Annotated in this window: 23 protein-coding genes; 11 read left to right on the top strand and 12 right to left on the bottom strand. The window is 49.3% G+C overall.

The window, feature by feature from the left end:
* Positions 1-109: 109 nt before the first annotated feature.
* Together XMM383_RS08120 and XMM383_RS08115 are read right to left on the bottom strand one after the other, a co-directional pair.
* Complete coding sequence (locus XMM383_RS08120; protein WP_173494968.1) at positions 110-1,261, bottom strand: sugar MFS transporter; 1,152 nt, start codon at positions 1,259-1,261, stop codon at positions 110-112.
* A gap of 73 nt (positions 1,262-1,334) precedes the next feature.
* Entirely contained in the window at positions 1,335-1,985 is a 651-nt protein-coding gene (locus tag XMM383_RS08115) for a TetR family transcriptional regulator (protein WP_173480149.1), read from the bottom strand.
* Positions 1,986-2,242: 257 nt separating this feature from the next.
* Between XMM383_RS08115 and XMM383_RS08110 the strand changes: the two genes are divergently transcribed.
* The 4 genes from XMM383_RS08110 (at position 2,243) to XMM383_RS08095 (ending at position 6,053) form a co-directional block, all read left to right on the top strand.
* The gene (locus XMM383_RS08110; RefSeq protein ID WP_173494967.1) at positions 2,243-3,247 is read left to right on the top strand and encodes a DctP family TRAP transporter solute-binding subunit; all 1,005 of its coding nucleotides are present in this window, start codon (positions 2,243-2,245) and stop codon (positions 3,245-3,247) included.
* 86 nt (positions 3,248-3,333) lie between these two features.
* Positions 3,334-3,891: a TRAP transporter small permease gene (locus XMM383_RS08105; RefSeq protein ID WP_173480147.1), complete on the top strand. Its 558-nt coding sequence runs from the start codon at positions 3,334-3,336 to the stop codon at positions 3,889-3,891.
* The gene (locus XMM383_RS08100; RefSeq protein ID WP_173480146.1) at positions 3,891-5,174 is read left to right on the top strand and encodes a TRAP transporter large permease; all 1,284 of its coding nucleotides are present in this window, start codon (positions 3,891-3,893) and stop codon (positions 5,172-5,174) included. Before XMM383_RS08105 ends, XMM383_RS08100 begins: the two co-directional genes overlap by 1 nt.
* Positions 5,175-5,186: 12 nt before the next feature.
* Positions 5,187-6,053: a shikimate dehydrogenase gene (locus XMM383_RS08095; protein ID WP_173480145.1), complete on the top strand. Its 867-nt coding sequence runs from the start codon at positions 5,187-5,189 to the stop codon at positions 6,051-6,053.
* Positions 6,054-6,166: 113 nt separating this feature from the next.
* On the opposite strand, the gene XMM383_RS08090 is transcribed toward XMM383_RS08095, so the two are convergent.
* A complete protein-coding gene (locus XMM383_RS08090) occupies positions 6,167-6,922 on the bottom strand; it encodes a sulfite exporter TauE/SafE family protein (RefSeq protein ID WP_173494966.1) in 756 nt (251 codons plus the stop codon).
* Positions 6,923-7,067: 145 nt separating this feature from the next.
* On the opposite strand from XMM383_RS08090, the gene XMM383_RS08085 reads away from it, so the two are divergent.
* Positions 7,068-7,517 carry a type II 3-dehydroquinate dehydratase gene (locus XMM383_RS08085; protein ID WP_173484455.1) on the top strand — a complete coding sequence of 150 codons (450 nt, stop codon included), beginning with the start codon at positions 7,068-7,070 and terminating at the stop codon, positions 7,515-7,517.
* A gap of 265 nt (positions 7,518-7,782) precedes the next feature.
* Here XMM383_RS08085 and XMM383_RS08080 read toward each other — a convergent pair whose 3' ends face one another.
* Positions 7,783-8,340 (bottom strand): methylated-DNA--[protein]-cysteine S-methyltransferase, encoded by a 558-nt coding sequence (locus tag XMM383_RS08080; protein WP_173489011.1) that lies wholly within the window; start codon positions 8,338-8,340, stop codon positions 7,783-7,785.
* A 126-nt stretch (positions 8,341-8,466) separates the two neighbouring features.
* Between XMM383_RS08080 and XMM383_RS08075 the strand changes: the two genes are divergently transcribed.
* The 6 genes from XMM383_RS08075 to XMM383_RS08050 all read left to right on the top strand — a co-directional run bounded on the left by XMM383_RS08075 (position 8,467) and on the right by XMM383_RS08050 (position 12,926).
* Positions 8,467-8,652 (top strand): hypothetical protein, encoded by a 186-nt coding sequence (locus tag XMM383_RS08075; RefSeq protein WP_173480141.1) that lies wholly within the window; start codon positions 8,467-8,469, stop codon positions 8,650-8,652.
* 145 nt (positions 8,653-8,797) lie between these two features.
* Positions 8,798-9,103 carry a cytochrome c5 family protein gene (locus XMM383_RS08070; protein ID WP_173480140.1) on the top strand — a complete coding sequence of 102 codons (306 nt, stop codon included), beginning with the start codon at positions 8,798-8,800 and terminating at the stop codon, positions 9,101-9,103.
* A gap of 91 nt (positions 9,104-9,194) precedes the next feature.
* Positions 9,195-9,971, top strand: a complete 777-nt coding sequence (locus XMM383_RS08065; RefSeq protein ID WP_173480139.1) for a sulfite exporter TauE/SafE family protein — start codon at positions 9,195-9,197, stop codon at positions 9,969-9,971.
* Positions 9,972-10,030: 59 nt separating this feature from the next.
* Positions 10,031-10,273, top strand: coding sequence for an exodeoxyribonuclease VII small subunit (locus XMM383_RS08060; RefSeq protein ID WP_173484453.1), 243 nt, complete (start codon positions 10,031-10,033; stop codon positions 10,271-10,273).
* On the top strand, positions 10,273-11,157 hold the full coding sequence (locus tag XMM383_RS08055) for a polyprenyl synthetase family protein (protein ID WP_173494965.1): 885 nt from the start codon (positions 10,273-10,275) through the stop codon (positions 11,155-11,157). Before XMM383_RS08060 ends, XMM383_RS08055 begins: the two co-directional genes overlap by 1 nt.
* Entirely contained in the window at positions 11,157-12,926 is a 1,770-nt protein-coding gene (locus XMM383_RS08050) for a 1-deoxy-D-xylulose-5-phosphate synthase (RefSeq protein WP_173494964.1), read from the top strand. The genes XMM383_RS08055 and XMM383_RS08050 overlap by 1 nt, the downstream gene beginning before the upstream one ends.
* Before the next feature lie 61 nt (positions 12,927-12,987).
* Here XMM383_RS08050 and ribA read toward each other — a convergent pair whose 3' ends face one another.
* From ribA to ribD, 8 genes are all read right to left on the bottom strand, one after another.
* On the bottom strand, positions 12,988-13,599 hold the full coding sequence (ribA, locus tag XMM383_RS08045; protein WP_173480732.1) for a GTP cyclohydrolase II: 612 nt from the start codon (positions 13,597-13,599) through the stop codon (positions 12,988-12,990).
* Between the two features lie 85 nt (positions 13,600-13,684).
* Positions 13,685-14,158 carry a phosphatidylglycerophosphatase A gene (locus XMM383_RS08040; RefSeq protein WP_173484451.1) on the bottom strand — a complete coding sequence of 158 codons (474 nt, stop codon included), beginning with the start codon at positions 14,156-14,158 and terminating at the stop codon, positions 13,685-13,687.
* Positions 14,151-15,119: a thiamine-phosphate kinase gene (thiL, locus tag XMM383_RS08035; protein WP_173484450.1), complete on the bottom strand. Its 969-nt coding sequence runs from the start codon at positions 15,117-15,119 to the stop codon at positions 14,151-14,153. Before thiL ends, XMM383_RS08040 begins: the two co-directional genes overlap by 8 nt.
* Complete coding sequence (gene nusB / locus XMM383_RS08030; protein ID WP_173484449.1) at positions 15,119-15,592, bottom strand: transcription antitermination factor NusB; 474 nt, start codon at positions 15,590-15,592, stop codon at positions 15,119-15,121. The genes thiL and nusB overlap by 1 nt, the downstream gene beginning before the upstream one ends.
* A 1-nt stretch (position 15,593) precedes the next feature.
* Positions 15,594-16,067 carry a 6,7-dimethyl-8-ribityllumazine synthase gene (ribE, locus tag XMM383_RS08025; protein WP_173480132.1) on the bottom strand — a complete coding sequence of 158 codons (474 nt, stop codon included), beginning with the start codon at positions 16,065-16,067 and terminating at the stop codon, positions 15,594-15,596.
* Between the two features lie 6 nt (positions 16,068-16,073).
* Positions 16,074-17,189, bottom strand: coding sequence for a bifunctional 3,4-dihydroxy-2-butanone-4-phosphate synthase/GTP cyclohydrolase II (gene ribBA, locus XMM383_RS08020; RefSeq protein ID WP_173480131.1), 1,116 nt, complete (start codon positions 17,187-17,189; stop codon positions 16,074-16,076).
* A gap of 13 nt (positions 17,190-17,202) precedes the next feature.
* Positions 17,203-17,868 carry a riboflavin synthase gene (locus tag XMM383_RS08015; protein WP_173484448.1) on the bottom strand — a complete coding sequence of 222 codons (666 nt, stop codon included), beginning with the start codon at positions 17,866-17,868 and terminating at the stop codon, positions 17,203-17,205.
* A 9-nt stretch (positions 17,869-17,877) separates the two neighbouring features.
* On the bottom strand, positions 17,878-18,975 hold the full coding sequence (gene ribD / locus XMM383_RS08010; protein WP_254443110.1) for a bifunctional diaminohydroxyphosphoribosylaminopyrimidine deaminase/5-amino-6-(5-phosphoribosylamino)uracil reductase RibD: 1,098 nt from the start codon (positions 18,973-18,975) through the stop codon (positions 17,878-17,880).
* Between the last annotated feature and the right edge of the window lie 11 nt (positions 18,976-18,986).

The raw sequence follows: 18,986 nt of genomic DNA, 5'->3' as shown, positions 1-18,986 counted from the left end.
ACATTGGGTTACTTTGAACCAAACGGTTCAAAACCATGAGTGCATATTAGCAAATACCATTTAAATTAATAAATAGTATTTAATTGATTAGATATAACTTAAAGGAAATTTATCTTTTACGAATCAAGGTAAGCAGCAAAAAGACGCTGGCGGTCATGCCCAAGAAAACCTGCGCCAGCGCTTCCAATCCGACACTAGAGACTATAAGCCCCAAGGAGAGTGGCATAACCACTAAACCAACTCCGGCAGCAGAGATCTGCATGCCGATCAGGTTGGTCACATGCGATTTTGGGACTCGCTTTGAGGTGGTTGAAAGCAGTGCTGGGAAGGTTGGTGCAAAGCCAAGGCCGACCAGAGCAAGCCCATAGACCCCACCTGGTCCACCTATTTGAAGGGTGAACAGAACCAAGCCAATCAGTGAAAGTAACAGACCGTAGAGCGTCAGGTTCATCTCACCTAACTTGGGCGCAAGTAGGCCCGCAACGATTCGACCAAGGGTAAAAGAGCCCCAATAGATCGTTACCCAAAGCCCTGCCGTGGCAAGGACCACATCCCGCGATTCCGTCAACAGGGTAAATGCCCAAAAGCCCAAACCAATTTCGGCCGAGGTGTAGAGAAAAAAGGCCAACATACTTAGCCATGCCGCCGGTAGTTTGAGCGTGGCGAGCATGCTGGCATTACCCTGCTCTTCCGGTTCACCAGCACTAGGCTGGTCACTCCATAAGCCGCGATAGTGGATAAAAGCAGAAAGCATCAATAACATCAAAAACGCGACCAACAGATAGCCAGGCCGCCACAGACCTGTCATCGCCAGCGATAGGGTCATGATGGCAGGACCTAGAGTGACTCCGACACCAAAACTGGCATGCAACCACTGCATGATACGGCTTGAGTAGTGTTTCTCCACATAGGCATTGAGGCCCGCATCGATACCACCACCGCCCAGACCGGCAATCAGTGCGACAAAGGGCATCCAATACCAGTCAGGCACAACCATAAACAGCACCAATGCGATGACGGTAAGTGAAGCACTTTGAATCAGCAGGCCAGCCAATCCAATACGATTAACAATTGCACCGATCATGAAGCTGCTCAGAGCATAACCGACGGTTCCGCCGGTCATGATGATTCCGAGACGATCCAGAGTGGTTGAGAACTCATCGGCCATAGTGGGCCAAGCCACACCGAGCAGCGCATCAGGCAGGCCTAAGGAGATGAACGCGATAAAACAGAGAATTAAAAGAAGGCGGCTAGGATGCATGTAAAACTCACTAAAAAGAGCTTCAATCTAGCGAAGCTGTAATGAAGTTACCAATCCAAAATGTTCTTAAATATCAGTTGGCGACAAAGCGCAGGATCATCTCTTGTACCTGCTGATTAAGATGACTTTGCCCCTCTTCCGTAAATAGATCGTTGCCAAAGGCTGCACTGAAGGTTGAGCGGTTTGAGTTATTGAAGAAACAGGCTGAACTGATCAACCAGTGAAGCTCAATGACACTGATGCCCGATCGAAAAACACCCTCCTCAACACCTCGTTGGTAGATCTCGCCAAGCCGATCGATGGCAGGGTTGTTAACCTCCTCAAACGCCTCTTTTGCGATCAGATTGCGTCCCTCGTGAATGTTCTCAATCATAACCAGGCGAATAAACTGCGGATTGTTGCGCTGATGTTCAAAAGTGAACGCCACCAGTGAGCGAAGCGCCTGCTCGGGATTGAGATCATTCAAATGCAGCTGTTGCTCGCCCAAACGGATATCTCGGTAGGCAGCCTCAAGAACGGTACGGTAGAGCTCTTTTTTATCGCCAAAGTAGTAGTAGATCATCCGCTTGGATGTATCGGTTTTTTCAGCGATCACATTGACCCGCGCACCGGCATAGCCTGAGGTGGCAAACTCTTCGGTGGCGACACGCAGGATATTGGCTTTAACTGCTTCAGGATTACGTTTTTTTGCGGCTGAACGGTTCGATGTAGAAGGGATACTCATTTTACTTTTAACCAAACGTTTAAAAAACGGTTATAAAGGTTCTAACAAATTGTTTTAACCAAATAGTACAAAAAGCTTGAATGCCTGTATAGGGCTATGGCAAATTTGCACTACTTAGTTTTAACCAAGTAGTACAAAAGCTAAGAGCAAGACAATAAAACCAGCTTGCTTGGGGTAGGTGGTTTTAGACATCTTGCTACAAAAAATCTTGGAAACGTCATCTCTAGGCGTGAAACGATAATAAATTGGAGAGCCCAATGAAAAAGGCGATGCTAAAAACTCTTGTTGCTACTGCTGTAGCCGCTGCTTCTGTTTCAACTTTTGCAGCACCCACTATCAAACTAGGTCACGTTGACGGCGCTGACTGGCAGACATCTAAAAAAGGTGCTGCTGGTGTCATCTTCAAAAACATTGTTGAAGGTGAGACAGATATCAAAGTAGAACTTTTCCCAGCAAAAGCTCTAGGTAACGAAGGCGATCTAGTTCAGCAAGCACAGGAAGGCACTACGCACATGGCGATCGTTTCTGGCGCTATGGCTAAAATCTGTAAAGAAGCTGACGTTCTAAACATTCCTTACATATTCTCAAACGCAACGATCGCCTGGGACGTACTTGACGGTCAGTTTGGTCAAGATCTTGCTGCACACTGTCTAGAAGAGACTGGCCTACGCACACTTGCATACGGTGAGACAGGTTTCCGTAACTTCACTAACAACGTTCGTGAGATCAAATCTCCAGCAGACATGAAAGGTCTTAAGTTCCGCGTTCAGCCAATCCCTCTATACGTAGAGATGGTTGAAGGTCTTGGCGGTGAACCAACGCCTATCGCTTGGTCTGAACTTCCAAACGCACTTACAACTGGTGTTGTTGACGGTCAGGAAAACCCTGTCGGCACTATCTACAACAACAACCTTCACAAGCTACAGAAGTACATGGTTCTTGATGGCCACGTTTACGCTGCTGACTTCATCGTAATCAACGACGAATTCTTCCAGTCTCTAAGCGCTGCTGAGCAGGACATCATTGCTAAAGCCGCTCGTACTGCAGGCCTAATGGGTCGCGCAATTCAGCAGTTCAACACGGCTGAAGGCGTAACGAAAGTGGTTGCTGAAGGTATGAAAGTACACTCACCAACAGCTGACGAAATGGCTCAGTTCAAGAAGCTTGCACAGCCAGCGGTTAAAGAGTGGCTTGCTAAAGAGCTAGGTAGCGATGAGTGGATCGCTAAACTAGACGCTGCTGTAGAAGCTGCTTCTAAGTAATACTCCAAACCTCTTCAGGTTTGCACGGCTCCGACCATCCGGTCGGAGCCTATTTCTCAAAAAACTTATAACTGTCGGTATGACTTATGCACACTCTATTGCGTAAGGTGACCCGCTTCGTCGGTACCTTTTTTGCAGCAGGTTCAGCCATCTCTATGGCTTCAGTGTTCCTGATCATCTTCATAAACTCAGTACGCCGTTACACCATCGGAGAGTCGATCCCATGGGGCGAGGAGTTACCCGTCTACCTGGCAGTCTACGGAATTATGTTTGGCATGGCTTGGGCTTACCTGCTCGATCGCCATGTCTCGTTTGATCTTGTCGCGGGTCTGCTGCCTAAAGCAGCCCACAAACCGATCAATTTCTTTGTGGACCTCTGCATGGTCGTTATAGGTGCGCTGTTGAGCTACTCCGGCTACCTCTTCATGATGAAGCGCGGCAAAGTCGATGCATCCAGCATCCTTTCAAGTGCGCGTGAACTTCGAGATCTATTCGGTATCGAACAGCTTGCGGTTCTTGGGCAGATGTACCCCTACTACTTCGCTATGGTGCTGGGTGGCGCCATGCTTGCAGTAGCAGCACTACTGCGCCTGCTAAATCGAGCTGCGAATACCGATCAACATGAAGCGGAGGGCGCATTCTAATGACTTATGCCATTCTTCTAGGCGGTATCTTTATTGGCCTACCCATCGCTTTTGCCATCATCGCTGCACTGCTCTACTTCATGGCTGTGGGCGAATTCCCATACCATCTTCGCATCGTGGCAACACAGATGTTTGGTGGCATGGCCTCTTACCCACTATTGGCGATCCCTCTATTTATTCTTGCCGGCGAGCTGATGAATGAGTCGGGTATCACCAGTCGTATCATCGCATTTGCGAACGTTTTGGTCGGCAAAATGCGTGCCGGCTTAGCCATGGTGAATATCTGGGCTTCGGTCATATTTGCCGGTCTCTCTGGCTCTGCGGTTGCGGATACATCGGCGATTGGTCGTGTCTTTATTCCAGAGATGGAGAAGAAAGGCTACCCACGTGAGTTTGCTGCTGCCATTACGGCGGCCTCTTCCGTCATTGGTCCGATTATTCCACCATCGATTCCTGTCATCATCTATGCCCTGACTGTGACGGGTGTCTCGGTACCCGCGCTATTCATGGCCGGTGTGGTTCCCGGTGTCATGCTTGCGATCTTCCTTTCGGTCTACGTCTACTTCTTCAAAGGCCACTACGAGAAGCAGGGCACAGAGCACGAACTTGGCGAAAAGCAAAGCAACTCTCGCGCCCTGATCCAAGGGATTATTCCTCTATTGATGCCTGTCTTCGTGGTTGGCTCAATACTGATGGGGGTCGTGACGCCAACGGAAGCGGCCAGCTTTGCCGTGGCCTACGCCCTGTTTGTCGGAATCTTTGTCTTCAAAGAGCTGAAAGTCTCTAAACTGGCCGGTCTTTTCGCCCGAGCGATGCGCGACAGCTCGATCATCATGGTCGTTATCGGTGCGGTTGCTGCTGCTAACTGGTTGATGAACTACAACCGCGTTCCCAACATGATCACTGACTTCGCCTTGGAGTACATGACGGTTCAGTGGATGTTCTTAGTCGGCGTCATCATTCTCTTCTTAGTGGTCGGTCTGTTCCTAGAGGGCATCGCGGCAATGTTGGTACTGGTGCCGATTCTGCACCCAATTGCTGTGAGTCTAGGCGTCGACCCAACTCACCTTGGCATCATAATTATCTTCAACCTAATGATTGGCTTGATCACACCACCAATGGGACTCTGCCTGTTTGTCGCGGACTCCATCGCTAAGGTCGGTATGGCGAAGCTGAGCAAGGTGATTTTGCCGCTATTCTTAGTGGAGCTTTTAGTTCTTATTATTATCACGTTCGTTCCAGATTTGGTGATTGGATTACCAACAGCACTGGGCTTGCTGTAAAGGATGACAGCTATGAAGCAACTTAAACTGGGTTTAATCGGTAACTCAATCTCACAATCGCGTGCCCCTTTCCTGCACAAGATGTTGGGCGATATCTATGGCTTTGATGTCTCTTACGACTTGAAGGATCCGGGTCAAAGTGACAAAGAGGCATTTAAAACCATGCTTCAATCACTTCGTAATGATGGATTTACCGGTTGCAACGTCACCTTCCCCTTCAAATCCATTGCCGTTGAGTTCGTTGATGAGCCCGATGAAGCGGTACGTGAAGTAGGTGCAACCAATACACTCTACCTAGCCAATGGTGCTGTAAAGGCAACAAACACGGATTACACCGGTTTTATTCACGGCTACAAAGCTCAACGTGGTGACAAGCCAGCAGGTGAAGTACTGATGCTAGGCGCCGGCGGTGTCGGTCGAGCGGTTGCCTTTGGACTCTTCCATTGTGGCGCAACTAAGCTGAACATCTTTGACCTGAACATTGAAGGGGCTGAAGCGTTAGCGGCTGCAGTACGGGCTAAAGGGTACAACGCTGAGGTTATCTCTAAAGAGCAGCTAGCCGAAACAGCTAAAGCCGCAAACGGTTTGGTCAACTGTACGCCCGTAGGACATTACGCTACACCAGGTATCCCACTTGATCCAGAACTATTTGGTGGCCAAGAGTGGGCGTTTGATGCGGTCTATGTCCCATTAGAGACTGAGTTTTTGACTGCTGCACACGAAGCGGGTTTAGATATCGTCAGTGGCTTTGACCTCTTCTTCCACCAGGGCATTGATGCCTTTGATACCTTTGCTGGCATCAAAGCCGATGGTCATGAAGCTTTGGGTCGCTTCATTGAAGAGTTTGACATTCAGAGCACGTTTATTAAATTAAAATAGTTTGCCATCGCTCCGGTGACTGGTTTTAACCAGTCATCCGCTTTATCAGCACCTGCTAATTCTGAGCGTAACAAGAATGCGGATGACAGGCTGAAGCCTGTCACCAATGTTACTCATAATGAGTCGATTACTACTCCGTGGATCAGCTTTATAGAGACCAGCAGCAGTCCGACTTCTACTAAGCCAAAGAACCATCGATCCTTCAAAATCTTAGTCAGCTTAGCCCCCATAAAGGTACCCAACAGTGCACTGGGCACCATCCAAAGCGCCAGCGTTAAATCCTCTGTGGAGTAGCCACGAAGCGCTAGGTAGGGTGGCAGTTTTGAGAGGTTGATCACAGCAAAGAAGAGCGTTGCTGTCCCGGCAAACACCAGTTTCTCCAGTTTTTGTGGCAGAACATAGACCTGAAAGGGTGGGCCACCAGTATGGGAGATAAACGAGGTAAAACCGGCAATGGTGCCCCAGATCCAACCGCCCACTATGGTCGGTTTTTTCGCCTCTTTTACTTGGCGCTTTCCAAACCAGATATAGGAGACAAACGTGAGGCCCATAATACCGATCAGCAGGGCGACAAACTGATCAGAGACAATGGATGCCGTTGCCCAACCAATAAACACCCCTAGCAGACCCGCGGGGATAAGATTTTTCAGATTGATCATTGAGAAGTGTTTTCGATAGAGCCACACCGCCACCATGTCACTGATGATATAGATGGGTAGCAACAGAATGGCACCCGTCATAGGTGACATCACTAGGGAGAGGATCGGCACCGACAACATAGCAATGATGGGCAATCCACCTTTTGATAGGCCAACAAACCAGGCGGCAATCAACGCAATGACAAAGGCTGTACTTCCAAATTCAATCAATTAGGGAAACCTGCACTGAACATAAAGAGCTTCAAAGTATACGGCTCTTTTTCAATCTATGTACAAAAGATGTTGCACTCATGCGGCAGGATCTTAGACTAGGCCTATATGACCAGTTCTCTGGCAAACAGTTAAGGATAGAACCATGGCAAAAATACTTCTGCTTCACGGCATCAACCACGCAATGTTCGGCAAGCGTGATCCGAAACATTACGGCACCTTTACGCTGCAAGATATCGAATCGGCCGCAGCTAATTGGGCTGCTGAGCAGGGGTGTGAGCTTGAGTGCTACCAGACAGACATCGAAGGTGAGCTGGCACGCAAAATTCATCAAGCCTTTTTGGAAGATGTTGATGCGATCGTTATCAACGCAGGTGCTTGGACTCACTACAGCTACGGTCTCACCGATGCGTTGGCGATATTCAAAGACAAAGGCCCTATCGTTGAGGTGCACATGTCCAACGTTCATGCGCGTGAGGAGTTCCGACATAAATCGGTCTTCTCACAGGTCGTTATTGGTCAGATATCAGGCTTTGGCTTGACCAGCTACAAGTTGGGTATTACCGCAGCAGCGGACGCACTTAAAGGAGCCTGATTGCATGAAAGGTTGGTGTCCAGTTTGTGAAACTCGACGCCCTATTCAACGTGAAGAGGGTATGGGCACTGACTACATTTGTACAAGGTGCAAAACAAAACTGTCACTCAGTGGTAAGAATCAACTTCTTATATTCCCGTTTTTTTAGTGGTCCTTTGGTTAATTATCACGACCGTGTTTACTGAGAGAGGAGCCTTCAATGCTTATGAGATAGCCGCTCTACTCATCTCCATTCCACCATTTGCGCTTTACGCTTTGCGCTACATCACTTTTGAAAAGATCTGCGAGCAGTAGACTCGGCAGTTAACATTCTTGCTTTTAACGGCAACCCCCAGCGGTAACCTCCCAATGAGCCATCACTTCTGACGGCACGATGGCATGGCACCCAATAAGCAATGTTATTTGCACTCAGTGCTGATCCAACCGCCCGAACAGCTTTGGGATTTTTAATGTTTAAAGCAAGCTGAGAGTAGCTCACTGTATCACCCTCTGGAATCTGACAAACCGCTTGCCAGACCTCTTTTTGAAATTCTGTACCGATCACCCATGCTGAAGGTTTGGGTTGATGACAAAAACTCCCAAACAACTCAACCGCCTTCTCATTCGAGATGTACCAGTTTGCGTTGGCAAATCGTTTGCTTAAATCATCCCAACCACAAACCTCATCCCCTTCATAAAACCCAAGAAAAAGGAGACGGTCGTTAAACCATGCAGATCGAGCCACACCAAACTCAGTCCTTATGTCGCCCGTTAATATATCGAGCTGAGAACCTTGATTTTGTAGATGAGCTTTCGGTAAGGCTATTAATTCCAAATGACTCATGACTAACCCCGCTAACTTTCTTCGACTCGCTGTTATTAATTGTTAACCCAAACGTCACCAAACTGTCATGTTTAAGGCGTTTAATCACGCTACTAAATTGATAAACAATAAAAAGGTAGCTGCACAATGAATCATAGTGATGCGCTAGTAAGAATGCACCATCGTGGCTTTAACGTTTCTGAGCTTAAAAACCAACCTAATATTGACCGCACCGATCTTGATGCTGCGTTGAAAAAGATCGAACGCGAGCATGAAACCTCTAAAAGAGGTCTAGCTCAACACTCGCAAGCCAGCTTTGCGATGCGACTTTAGACGCTAATTGCTCCAATAGCCCCTCATCTTCGTAGATTAATTGGACTTACACGAACCTTTGGTTATAAACTTATTCGATCGGGCGCTCTAAGCTAAATTTAGCTCCATAAGAGCAAACGAAAGTTCATGAATTGAGGTGGATATAATGAAAAAGACTCTACTTGGCCTAACAGCCGCTGCTCTTATGGTTCCTGCAACTGCAATGGCTGAGCGTGATGGCGCAACTGTATACAACACATACTGTCTAGCTTGTCACATGGTTGGCGTTGCTGGCGCTCCTAAAATGGGTGACGCTGCAGCATGGGCTCCACGTGCCGCTAAAGGTATCGATGCGCTTCTAGCGACTGCTAAGACGGGTATCAACGCAATGCCTCCAATGGGTACTTGCATGGATTGTTCTGATGCTGAACTTCAGGGCGCTATCCAACACATGCTAGATTCCTCTAAATAAGTTTTAGACGTCTCTACAAATAACCGGCCTAGTGCCGGTTTTTTGTTTTCTGGCATACAATAGCGGCTCTTAAAAACTCTCGGGGTACAGCTTGTCTGATCTAATCTGGTGGCAATACCTTCTCATTGCACTCATCTTTGTCTGGAGCGGCTTTGTTCGAACCGGCCTTGGCTTTGGTGGTGCCGTACTCGCCCTACCGTTTCTGCTGTTAATCGTTGATGATCCCCTCATCTTTCTGCCCATAATCGCCGTGCACCTGCTCATCTTTTCAGGGGCTATTACGCTGGGGAATCATTTCAAAGCGAAGCGTTTGGGAACCAGTGGGCTCAAAGAGAATGTCGATTGGCCCTATCTGAAGAAAACCCTAAAAGTGATGATTATCCCGAAGCTGATTGGGGTATTCGGGCTCTTAACACTGCCCAACGAGATCATGTCTGGGCTAATTTTTGTCATCGTCATCGTCTATTCAATTGGTTACATTCTTAATAAACCCTTTAAAAGCAACTCCGCTTGGATCGATAACCTCTTCTTAATGCTGGGAGGCTATGTCAGTGGTACTTCTTTGATTGCAGCGCCACTGGTCATGGCCGTCTACGCTAGCCATGTCGCTAAAGAGCAACTGCGCGATACACTGTTTGTTCTCTGGTTCATTCTGGTGGTTATCAAGATGGGATCCTTCTTTGTCGTAGGCGTCGATCTGCAGTTAATCCACCACCTCTGGTTGCTGCCCTGCGCATTCATCGGCCACCTTCTTGGGCAAAAGCTGCACCGCTATCTGGTCAAGACCGATTCCGCCCGTTTCTTCAAAATTATTGGCACAGTACTGATCATTACCAGCACCATAGGTATTGCACGGACCTTTGCTTAAGGACAGGGTATACTACAAAACTTGTTCGCAGGTTCCCTAAATTTAAGGACTGAGTAATCATGGCAGAAAGCAAACAGACAACGGACTTCGAAGGCTCCCTAAAACGGTTAGAAGCCCTGGTTTCAGAGATGGAGAAGGGGGACCTCTCTATCGAAGAGGCACTAAAATCCTTTGAAGAGGGGATCAGCCTGACCCGCGAATGCCAAAAAATTCTGCAATCGGCCGAACAGAAAGTCGTGATGTTGACGGAGCAATCCGGCGAGCTGGTAGAACAACCGTTTAACGAATCTGAACAAACCTAATGCCACAACCAATGCTAGCTATGTACCGACAGAGAGTTGAAGCTGAGCTCAGTCGACGTTTAGCTGAACGTAACGGGATTGACCCTAGCCTTCATCAGGCGATGCACTACAGCCTGATGAATGGAGGCAAGCGCCTTCGTCCCACGCTGGTCTACCTGGCCACTGAGTTACTAGGTGGACAAATTGAGCAAGCGGATACGGCCGCGTGTGCTTTGGAGTGCGTTCATAGCTATTCACTGGTGCATGATGATCTACCGGCTATGGATAATGATGAGCTGCGCCGCGGCAAACCAACCTGCCATATCCAGTTCAATGAAGCGACCGCCATATTAGCCGGTGATGCACTGCTAACCTGGGCATTTGAACTGCTCAGTCAGCCTATTGATGCACTACCAGCGTCCACTCAGTTACAGATGGTTCATACCCTAGCTAGATGCAGTGGTGATCTGGGTATGGTTGATGGACAAGCCTTTGACCTAGGCTCAGAGGGTAAAAGACTGAGTCTAGAGCAGCTGAAAAGCATGCACGCAGCTAAAACGGGCGAACTCATTCGTGCAGCTCTGCGTTTAGGCGCTTTAGCCAGTGGTAATGCTACCGATACGGATCTAGAGGCACTCGATCGTTACGCGCAAAAGATTGGACTAGCATTTCAGATTCAAGATGACATCTTAGATATCGAAAGCACCACAGAACAACTGGGCAAACCCCAAGGTTCTGATGAAGAGAGAGACAAAGCCACCTACCCTGCACTTATTGGGCTTACTCAAAGCAAGCAGTGGTTGAATGAATTGCACCAACAGGCGATTGAAGCTCTAGAAACCTTCGGTGAACGTAACCAGTCATTAATAGCCCTTGCTGATTTTGTCATTGCCCGTAACCATTAATGATTACTGATATCCCCACACAACGTCCTGCGACTCCACTGTTGGACCAGATTGACTCCCCTTCAGATTTAAAAGGGTTGAATCTGGGCCAATTACAGCAGCTAGCGGATGAGTTACGTCTCTATCTGCTCTTCTGTGTCGGTCAGACTGGGGGACATCTTGGTGGCGGACTAGGGGTTGTCGAACTGACACTAGCGCTTCACCAGCTATTAGACACACCAGACGATCATCTGGTTTGGGATGTAGGTCACCAAGCCTATCCGCACAAAATTCTGACGGGTCGTCGTGAGGCGATGCTTAACATACGGCAACGAGAGGGGCTTACTCCCTTTCCCGATCGAGCTGAGAGTATTTACGACTGCTTTGGCACTGGGCACTCCAGCACCTCTATCAGCGCCGTTCTAGGTATGGCGATTGCCGACAAACTGCAAGGCAATGATCGTAAATCGGTGGCTGTTATAGGTGATGGGGCTCTGACGGCTGGTCAGGCCTTTGAAGCACTCAACCACGCAGCACATACTGATGCGAATCTACTCGTCATTCTGAACGATAACGACATGTCGATCTCGCCCAACCAAGGGGGATTGGCCACCTATCTAGCCAAGAATCTACGTGAGCAAGCACCCACTAACCCTGTGATGCCTCTATTTGAAGCACTGAACTTTGAATACTCTGGCCCTATTGATGGTAATGACCTGAGCCAATTAATCCCTGCCCTTAAGCAGTCATTGAGCCAAACAGGGCCTCAATTCCTGCATATTAGAACTCGTAAGGGGTTTGGGTTTAAGCCAGCTGAAGAGGATCCGGTCGGCTATCACGCCATCACTAAACTGGAAAAACCATCAGAGATCAGTGCTCCTAATCTGAAATACAGCGATCAGTTTGGCCAATGGATCTGTGAAACTGCTTCAAGTGACCCTCGAGTAGTCGCGATTACCCCGGCCATGAGGGAGGGTTCTGGCCTTGTGCAATTCGCTGACCAATACCCAACACGTTACTTTGATGTTGCCATTGCAGAACAGCACGCAGCCACCTTTGCAGCCGGCCTTGCGGTAGGTGGGATGAAACCGGTTCTGGCAATCTACTCAACTTTTTTGCAGCGCGCTTTGGATCAGGTCATCCACGATATCGCCCTGCAAAATCTCGACTGTTTGATCGCTGTAGATCGTGCAGGATTGGTTGGGGAAGATGGTCCAACCCACTCAGGTATCTTCGATATCCCAATGCTTCGCTCGCTACCCGAGGTTGTCATTATGACGCCCTCCACACTGGATGAGCAGCAGCAGATGCTGACTCTAGGCTACCAATACAATGGCTGTGCTGTGGTCCGCTACCCTCGAGGCGAAGGCGTTAAGAGCAGAACTCCATTAGCGTCCTTAGCCATGGGTCAAAGCCGGTTGGTAAGAGTTGGCAAAGGTGGCGTCATACTCAACTTTGGCCCTCTGTTACCAGCAGCCGAGCAGGTCGCTGATCAGTTGGATCTTGGCTTAATCGATATGCGCTTCGTCAAACCACTCGATGAAGCTATGCTTGAAGAGCTAGTGAATACTTACTCTCACTTTATCACCCTGGAAGATGGGGCTATTGCGGGCGGAGCGGGCAGTGCTGTGAATGAGTGGCTGACTCATAATGGCCAGAACTTACGTTGTCTTAACCTTGGCATTCCCGATCGTTGGATTGAGCATGCGACTCGGGATGAACAGTTACAAGATGCCGGCTTAGATGCTGACTCAATTCGAGAGCAGATAGAGCACTTTCTACAGACCTAAAAAAACCCCAGCACTGCTGCTGAGGTTTATCAATGCACCAAATCAGTACCAACCTATGCCATTAAGCATCCGGTTTGAAATGCACTTCGCTCATCATATGACCGAGTTTACCCATTTTCGTCTCTAGGTAGTGCTCGTTGTAGCGGTTCTTACCGACTTGCAGTGGCACACGCGACGAGACATTCACACCATACTCTTCGAGTGCAGCGACTTTACGCGGGTTGTTGGTCATTAAGTTAACGCTCTTAACACCGATCGCATCCAACATTGGCTGACACATTGAGTAGTTACGCATATCAGCGGCAAAGCCTAAGCGCTCATTGGCCTCTACCGTGTCACAGCCAGAGTCTTGCAGGTTGTAGGCTTTGACCTTATTCAAAAGACCGATACCACGGCCCTCTTGGCGTAGGTAGAGCAGAACGCCTTTGCCCTCTTCGGTAATGCGCTTTAGGGCCTCTTGCAGTTGAAAGCCACAGTCACAGCGCAAGCTGAACAAGGCATCACCTGTTAGACACTCTGAGTGCATGCGGGCTAGAACGGGTTCGTCACCTGCAACATCACCGTATACCAGCGCGATGTGCTCTTTACCGCTCTCGACCTCTTCGAAACCAACCATACGGAATACACCCATAGGCATTGGCAATTTACATTCCGCTATCAGTTTAATATCCAAAATCTTATCCTCAATTCGATGCATCCTTGCATCTTTACCTCTGAATTAGTGAAAGGTATTACGACCAGATCACTAAAGCAGATTGCTATACAGCATAGTTTACCGCTTGCACGACCCCTAGCGCCATTAATCCGGCCAATAGATCATCCAACATAATACCTAGGCCGCCAGAGACGCGTCGGTCTGCCCAGCCTATCGGCCAGGGCTTCCAGATATCGAATAGACGAAACATAACAAACCCGAACACGACCCACTCCCAGCCCGCCGGAAGCGCAATAAAGGTAATCCATAGGCCAACAAACTCATCCCAGACAATGCCGCCATGATCATGAACACCCAGATCCTCTGAGGTTTTGCCACACAACCAGCAACCCAATAGAAAGGTCACCAACATCAATAGAAGATAGGGTATCAGTGCCCAATCGTTGAATAGGTACCAAATAGGAATGGCCGCAAGCGTACCGAAGGTACCGGGTGCTTTTGGCGCGGCACCACTACCCAAACCAAAGGCTAAAAAGTGAATGGGGTTTCGCCAGATACTGGCAGGCACTCTATTCATGTTCGTTTCCAAAATGGTTGAAACCCAATGAGGCAGGCAGAGGCACAGGTTCGCCCGATTTCAACAGTGTGATCCCTGTTTGTTGAGTGATCTTGCCTACTAGAGTCAGGGGTAGTGCTAGACGTTCACTGATTTGTTGAAGTTCAGGCACTCTATCCTGTGGAAGTGTAAAGCAGAGTTCAAAATCCTCACCGCCTGAAAGCGCCCATCTCTCTGCCAAATCTGGGGCAAGATCTTTAATGTCGGCTGATAGAGGTAGTGACTCAGTATGGATCTCTGCCCCAACACCCGAAGCGGTTAATAGATGCCCAAGATCCGCTAATAGACCATCCGACACATCCACGGCTGAATTCGCAATTCCACGCAGCGCCTCACCCAGCGCAAGTCGTGCCGTTGGCCGGTAGTAGCGTTCAAGTAGGTAATCAGACCCACTTTCACACTCAGCAGTTAATAGCGCTAATCCGGCTCGGGAATCGCCTAGAGTGCCGCTGACCACAATGGCGTCGCCCAATTGTGCACCGCTACGTTTAAGCGCCATGCCTAACGGAACCTCTCCATGCACCTGAGCCGTAAACACTTGTTGTTGCCCTGAGGTGGTATCCCCGCCGACCAATATCAGTGAGTAGTGATGACAGGCCTCTGCTAAACCTTTTGAGAAGGCTGCTAACCACTCTCGCGTAGGCCCATTCAGTGTACAGGCAAGTGTCAGCCATTTGGGGGATGCCCCCATTGCCGCCAAGTCGCTGACACTACTGGCAACTAATCGCCACGCCAAATCTTCTGGATCGATGTCCGGTAGAAAATGAACACCTTCAACCAGCGTATCGACAGAGATAGCGAGTTCGGTATGGGGACTGGACGTTAACAGAGCGCAATCATCACCAATGCCGAGTTGAACACTGGGATGATCGCCACTGATGGAGTCAAAATAGCGGCGAATCAGATCGAATTCGCCTGGCATTACTTACCGCGGTTGGCTTTGATCTCGACAGCGCGGACTTTTTGCGCCAGCTTATCGAGGACGCCATTAACGTACTTGTGGCTCTCGGTTGCCCCAAAAATTTTCGCCAACTCAACGCTCTCGTTGATAGCGACTTTATAAGGGACTTCGATACGATTGATCAGCTCATAAGCACCGATACGAAGTACGCTCACTTCCACCGGATCTAACTCTTCGACGTTACGATCCAGATAGATGTTAAACGCTTGATCAAGCTCTGCTTTTTGCGCATTCACGCCTTGCAACAGTTCAGAGAAGAGCGGTACATCGGTTTCACTCATGTCGTTGTCGACACGAAAATGAGCCTCTACCTCATTCGTTGCGTTTTTCGTCAGCTCTTGAGAGTAGAGTGCCTGCAGCACAAAGCTGCGAGCGTTGCGACGCTTCTCTGTATTAGAGACTTTTTTGCGCTTAGGAGCCTGTTCTTCGCTCATCTTAAACCTCAAGTTGGCGAAGAAGACTCACCATCTCAACAGCTGATAGCGCGGCTTCAGCGCCTTTGTTACCTGCTTTCGTGCCAGAGCGCTCGATTGCCTGCTCGATAGAGTTCACTGTCAGAACGCCGTTTGCAACTGGGATATCAAAGTCGAGAGATACCTGGGCTACACCTTTAGACGCTTCGTTAGAGACGTACTCAAAGTGTGGCGTACCACCACGAATTACCGCACCCAGTGCGATGATTGCATCATCTTGTTTCTGTTGAGCGACGCGCTTAACCGCCAATGGAATCTCAAACGCACCCGGTACACGAACGATGCGGATATTATCTTCAGAAACGCCGTGGCGTTTAAGAACGTCGATAGCACCTTCTAATAGGCTCTCTACGACAAATGAATTGAAACGGCCAACAACGATTGTGTAGCGACCATTTGCAGCGACAAAATCGCCTTCAACTACTTTTACACTCATGATCTTTTACTCTGCAAAAGGGATGTATTCATCAATCTCAAGATCAAAGCCTGAGATTGCATTAAATTTCATTGGTGAACTGAGCAGGCGCATTTTGCCTACCCCAAGATCACGTAGAATCTGTGAACCAGTACCTACTGTCAGGTAAGCGCCGGACGCGCTGACATTCACTTTAGACGGTTTAGAACCACTGGTGATCTGGCTGATAGAGTCGCCAAGATCGATGCGATTACCACTATCCAGAAGCAGGGCAACACCCTTACCTTCTGCAGCGATACGCTCTAGTGCGCGACGCAGTGTCCACTTAGCTTCACTCTCCTCAGCTACGCCAACCACGTCACGCAGAACTTCAGAGCGGTTGTGTACACGAACCATAGTCGGCTCATCAGCACTGATATCACCTTTGTGAAGTGCAAGGTGGGTACAGCCGAGGATCTCATCGTTATAGGTCGTGTAATTAAACTGACCGTAATCTGTCTCCAGTGAACCTGTGTCTGCCACCGTCACTGTCTGCTCATTAGTCGTACGGTAGTGGATTAGATCCGCAATAGTACCGATCTTCAAACCGTGCTCTTTGGCAAAGATCTCAAGGTCGGGACGACGCGCCATGGTGCCATCTTCGTTCATCACTTCGACGATCACAGACGCTGCGCTCATACCTGCCATACGAGCCAAATCACAACCCGCTTCTGTATGACCTGCACGGCTTAATACACCACCTGGCTGTGCCATCAATGGGAAGATGTGACCTGGCTGAACGATATCCTCAGGTTTAGCATCACCACGCACGGCTGTACGCACAGTATGAGCACGATCAGCGGCTGATATACCCGTGGTCACACCTTCAGCCGCTTCAATAGAGACCGTGAAGTTGGTGGAGTAGGCTGCACCGTTGCTCTGCACCATCAGCGGGAGGTTCAGACGTTCACAGTGTTCACGCGTCAAGGTAAGACAGATTAGACCGCGGGCATTCTTTGCCATGAAGTTGATGTCATCTGGACGCACCATTTCGGCCGCAATCACTAGATCACCTTCATTCTCACGATCTTCATCATCCATCAAGATAACCATCTTACCTTGGCGAATGTCGTCGAGTAGCTCTTCGACGCTGTTTAATTGCATATCCACTCCTAAATTAACGCCTGTGCATAAAGCCTGCAGAGGCCAACATCTCCAATGAAATCCCTTCACTGGACGATTCAGATTCCTGTTTCGTTTGAAGCAAACGCTCCAAGTAGCGAGCGATCATATCTACTTCGATATGAACACCATGCCCCACTTCATACTGACTAATGATCGTTGTATCTGCCGTATGAGGCACAATGTTGAGGTAAAAGCTGTGTTCATCAACGCTGTTCACCGTCAAACTTACACCGTCTATTGTAACCGATCCCTTCGGCGCGATATAGCGAGCTAACGAGCTAGGCATGTCGACGGCTATGCGCACTGAGCGGGCATCGCGCTCAATGGAAGCGATGCTACCCACAGCATCGACATGTCCAGAGACTAAGTGCCCGCCTAAACGGGTTGTTGGCAGCAGTGCTTTTTCCAGATTGACCGCTTCACCGGGTCGCAGATCCATCAATCGAGTATGTGCCAGACTCTCTTGCGAAACATCGGCCGTAAAATGTTGTTGATCATACTCAATCACGGTGAGGCAGACCCCATTGGTGGCAATACTGTCGCCTAACGCCACATCGGACATGTCCAATTGACCCGTTGCTAGGGTCAATCGAAGGTCGCCACCAACCTCTTGTTTGGCAGCGACGGTACCGATCGCTTCTATAATTCCGGTAAACACCTTCTGCTCCTAAACTGTCCAGGTCATGCGAAGATCATGACCAAACTGTCGGACATCTTTCAGTTTCATCTCGATCGCTTCAGACATCTCAGTTAATGGAAGCTCAGCTAGAGGGCGGGCATCAGACCCCATCAATTTAGGTGCCATATAGTGAACCAACTCATCTACTAACCCTGCTGCTAGCATGGCACCGGCTAACTGGGCGCCACACTCCACCAACACCTCATTACAGGACTCTTTTTCGGCCAAATAGCTAAGCAACTGTGGCAAATCGATACGCCCTGCTTCATTCGCTAGTTGAACCTGCTCAGCACCCTCAAGTGGGTTGCAGTTGTTTGCAGCGACAACCTGCAAGGTTCTGCCAGGCAGCGCCAGCATCTGTGCTGAGGCTGGCAGCCTGCCCTGCGAATCCAGTACCACGCGCAAGGGTTGACGACCTTCAGTCAGCGGCACAACCGATGCCGGCAACTGAGCTTCCCGAACCGTCAAAGCAGAATCATCTTGTAGAACCGATCCGACCCCGGTAATCACTGCACTACTGCGGGCTCGCAGTCGTTGCACATCGGCTCGCGCTTCAGGGCCAGTGATCCACTGCGACTCACCCGATGCCATGGCCGTTCGTCCATCAATACTGGTAGCAAGTTTCAATCTAACAAAAGGACGGCCGCGCTCCATTCTGGAAAGAAACCCAGGATTCAGTGCCCGCGCTTCACTCTCAAGTAACCCGGCAGCCGCATCGATGCCCGCCGCTTTCAACATTGCAATGCCTTTTCCAGCGACTTCAGGGTTTGGATCAACCATGGCCGCAACGACACGCGTCACTCCGGCGTCGATGAGTCCTTGAGAGCAGGGTGGCGTCCGACCAAAGTGGCTGCAGGGTTCCAGAGTGACATAGGCAGTCGCACCGGTTGCATCACCGGCCGCTTTTAACGCGTTGACTTCTGCATGGCCCTCACCGGCGCGCTGGTGGTAACCCTCGCCGATAATCACACCATCGCGCACCAATACACAGCCGACTCTGGGGTTAGGGTCTGTGGTGTAGGTGCCTTTAGCCGCCAGCTGTATGGCTCTTGCCATGTACTGGCGATCTTCGATCGTAAAACTCAAAGTAGCTCGTC

Source organism: Marinobacterium sp. xm-m-383, assembly GCF_013283255.1.
GTDB lineage: Bacteria > Pseudomonadota > Gammaproteobacteria > Pseudomonadales > Balneatricaceae > Marinobacterium_E.
The sequence above is the reverse complement of the archived record's forward strand: the minus strand, read 5'-3'. Positions and strand labels throughout refer to the sequence as shown.

Excerpts from the sequence above, each read along its gene's own strand:
- XMM383_RS08120 (WP_173494968.1), bottom strand. The coding sequence starts at position 1,261 with ATGCATCCTAGCCGCCTTCTTTTAATTCTCTGTTTTATCGCGTTCATC.
- XMM383_RS08115 (WP_173480149.1), bottom strand. The coding sequence starts at position 1,985 with ATGAGTATCCCTTCTACATCGAACCGTTCAGCCGCAAAAAAACGTAAT.
- XMM383_RS08110 (WP_173494967.1), top strand. The coding sequence starts at position 2,243 with ATGAAAAAGGCGATGCTAAAAACTCTTGTTGCTACTGCTGTAGCCGCT.
- XMM383_RS08105 (WP_173480147.1), top strand. The coding sequence starts at position 3,334 with ATGCACACTCTATTGCGTAAGGTGACCCGCTTCGTCGGTACCTTTTTT.
- XMM383_RS08100 (WP_173480146.1), top strand. The coding sequence starts at position 3,891 with ATGACTTATGCCATTCTTCTAGGCGGTATCTTTATTGGCCTACCCATC.
- XMM383_RS08095 (WP_173480145.1), top strand. The coding sequence starts at position 5,187 with ATGAAGCAACTTAAACTGGGTTTAATCGGTAACTCAATCTCACAATCG.
- XMM383_RS08085 (WP_173484455.1), top strand. The coding sequence starts at position 7,068 with ATGGCAAAAATACTTCTGCTTCACGGCATCAACCACGCAATGTTCGGC.
- XMM383_RS08080 (WP_173489011.1), bottom strand. The coding sequence starts at position 8,340 with ATGAGTCATTTGGAATTAATAGCCTTACCGAAAGCTCATCTACAAAAT.
- XMM383_RS08075 (WP_173480141.1), top strand. The coding sequence starts at position 8,467 with ATGAATCATAGTGATGCGCTAGTAAGAATGCACCATCGTGGCTTTAAC.
- XMM383_RS08070 (WP_173480140.1), top strand. The coding sequence starts at position 8,798 with ATGAAAAAGACTCTACTTGGCCTAACAGCCGCTGCTCTTATGGTTCCT.
- XMM383_RS08060 (WP_173484453.1), top strand. The coding sequence starts at position 10,031 with ATGGCAGAAAGCAAACAGACAACGGACTTCGAAGGCTCCCTAAAACGG.
- XMM383_RS08055 (WP_173494965.1), top strand. The coding sequence starts at position 10,273 with ATGCCACAACCAATGCTAGCTATGTACCGACAGAGAGTTGAAGCTGAG.
- XMM383_RS08050 (WP_173494964.1), top strand. The coding sequence starts at position 11,157 with ATGATTACTGATATCCCCACACAACGTCCTGCGACTCCACTGTTGGAC.
- XMM383_RS08040 (WP_173484451.1), bottom strand. The coding sequence starts at position 14,158 with ATGAATAGAGTGCCTGCCAGTATCTGGCGAAACCCCATTCACTTTTTA.
- thiL (WP_173484450.1), bottom strand. The coding sequence starts at position 15,119 with ATGCCAGGCGAATTCGATCTGATTCGCCGCTATTTTGACTCCATCAGT.
- nusB (WP_173484449.1), bottom strand. The coding sequence starts at position 15,592 with ATGAGCGAAGAACAGGCTCCTAAGCGCAAAAAAGTCTCTAATACAGAG.
- ribE (WP_173480132.1), bottom strand. The coding sequence starts at position 16,067 with ATGAGTGTAAAAGTAGTTGAAGGCGATTTTGTCGCTGCAAATGGTCGC.
- ribBA (WP_173480131.1), bottom strand. The coding sequence starts at position 17,189 with ATGCAATTAAACAGCGTCGAAGAGCTACTCGACGACATTCGCCAAGGT.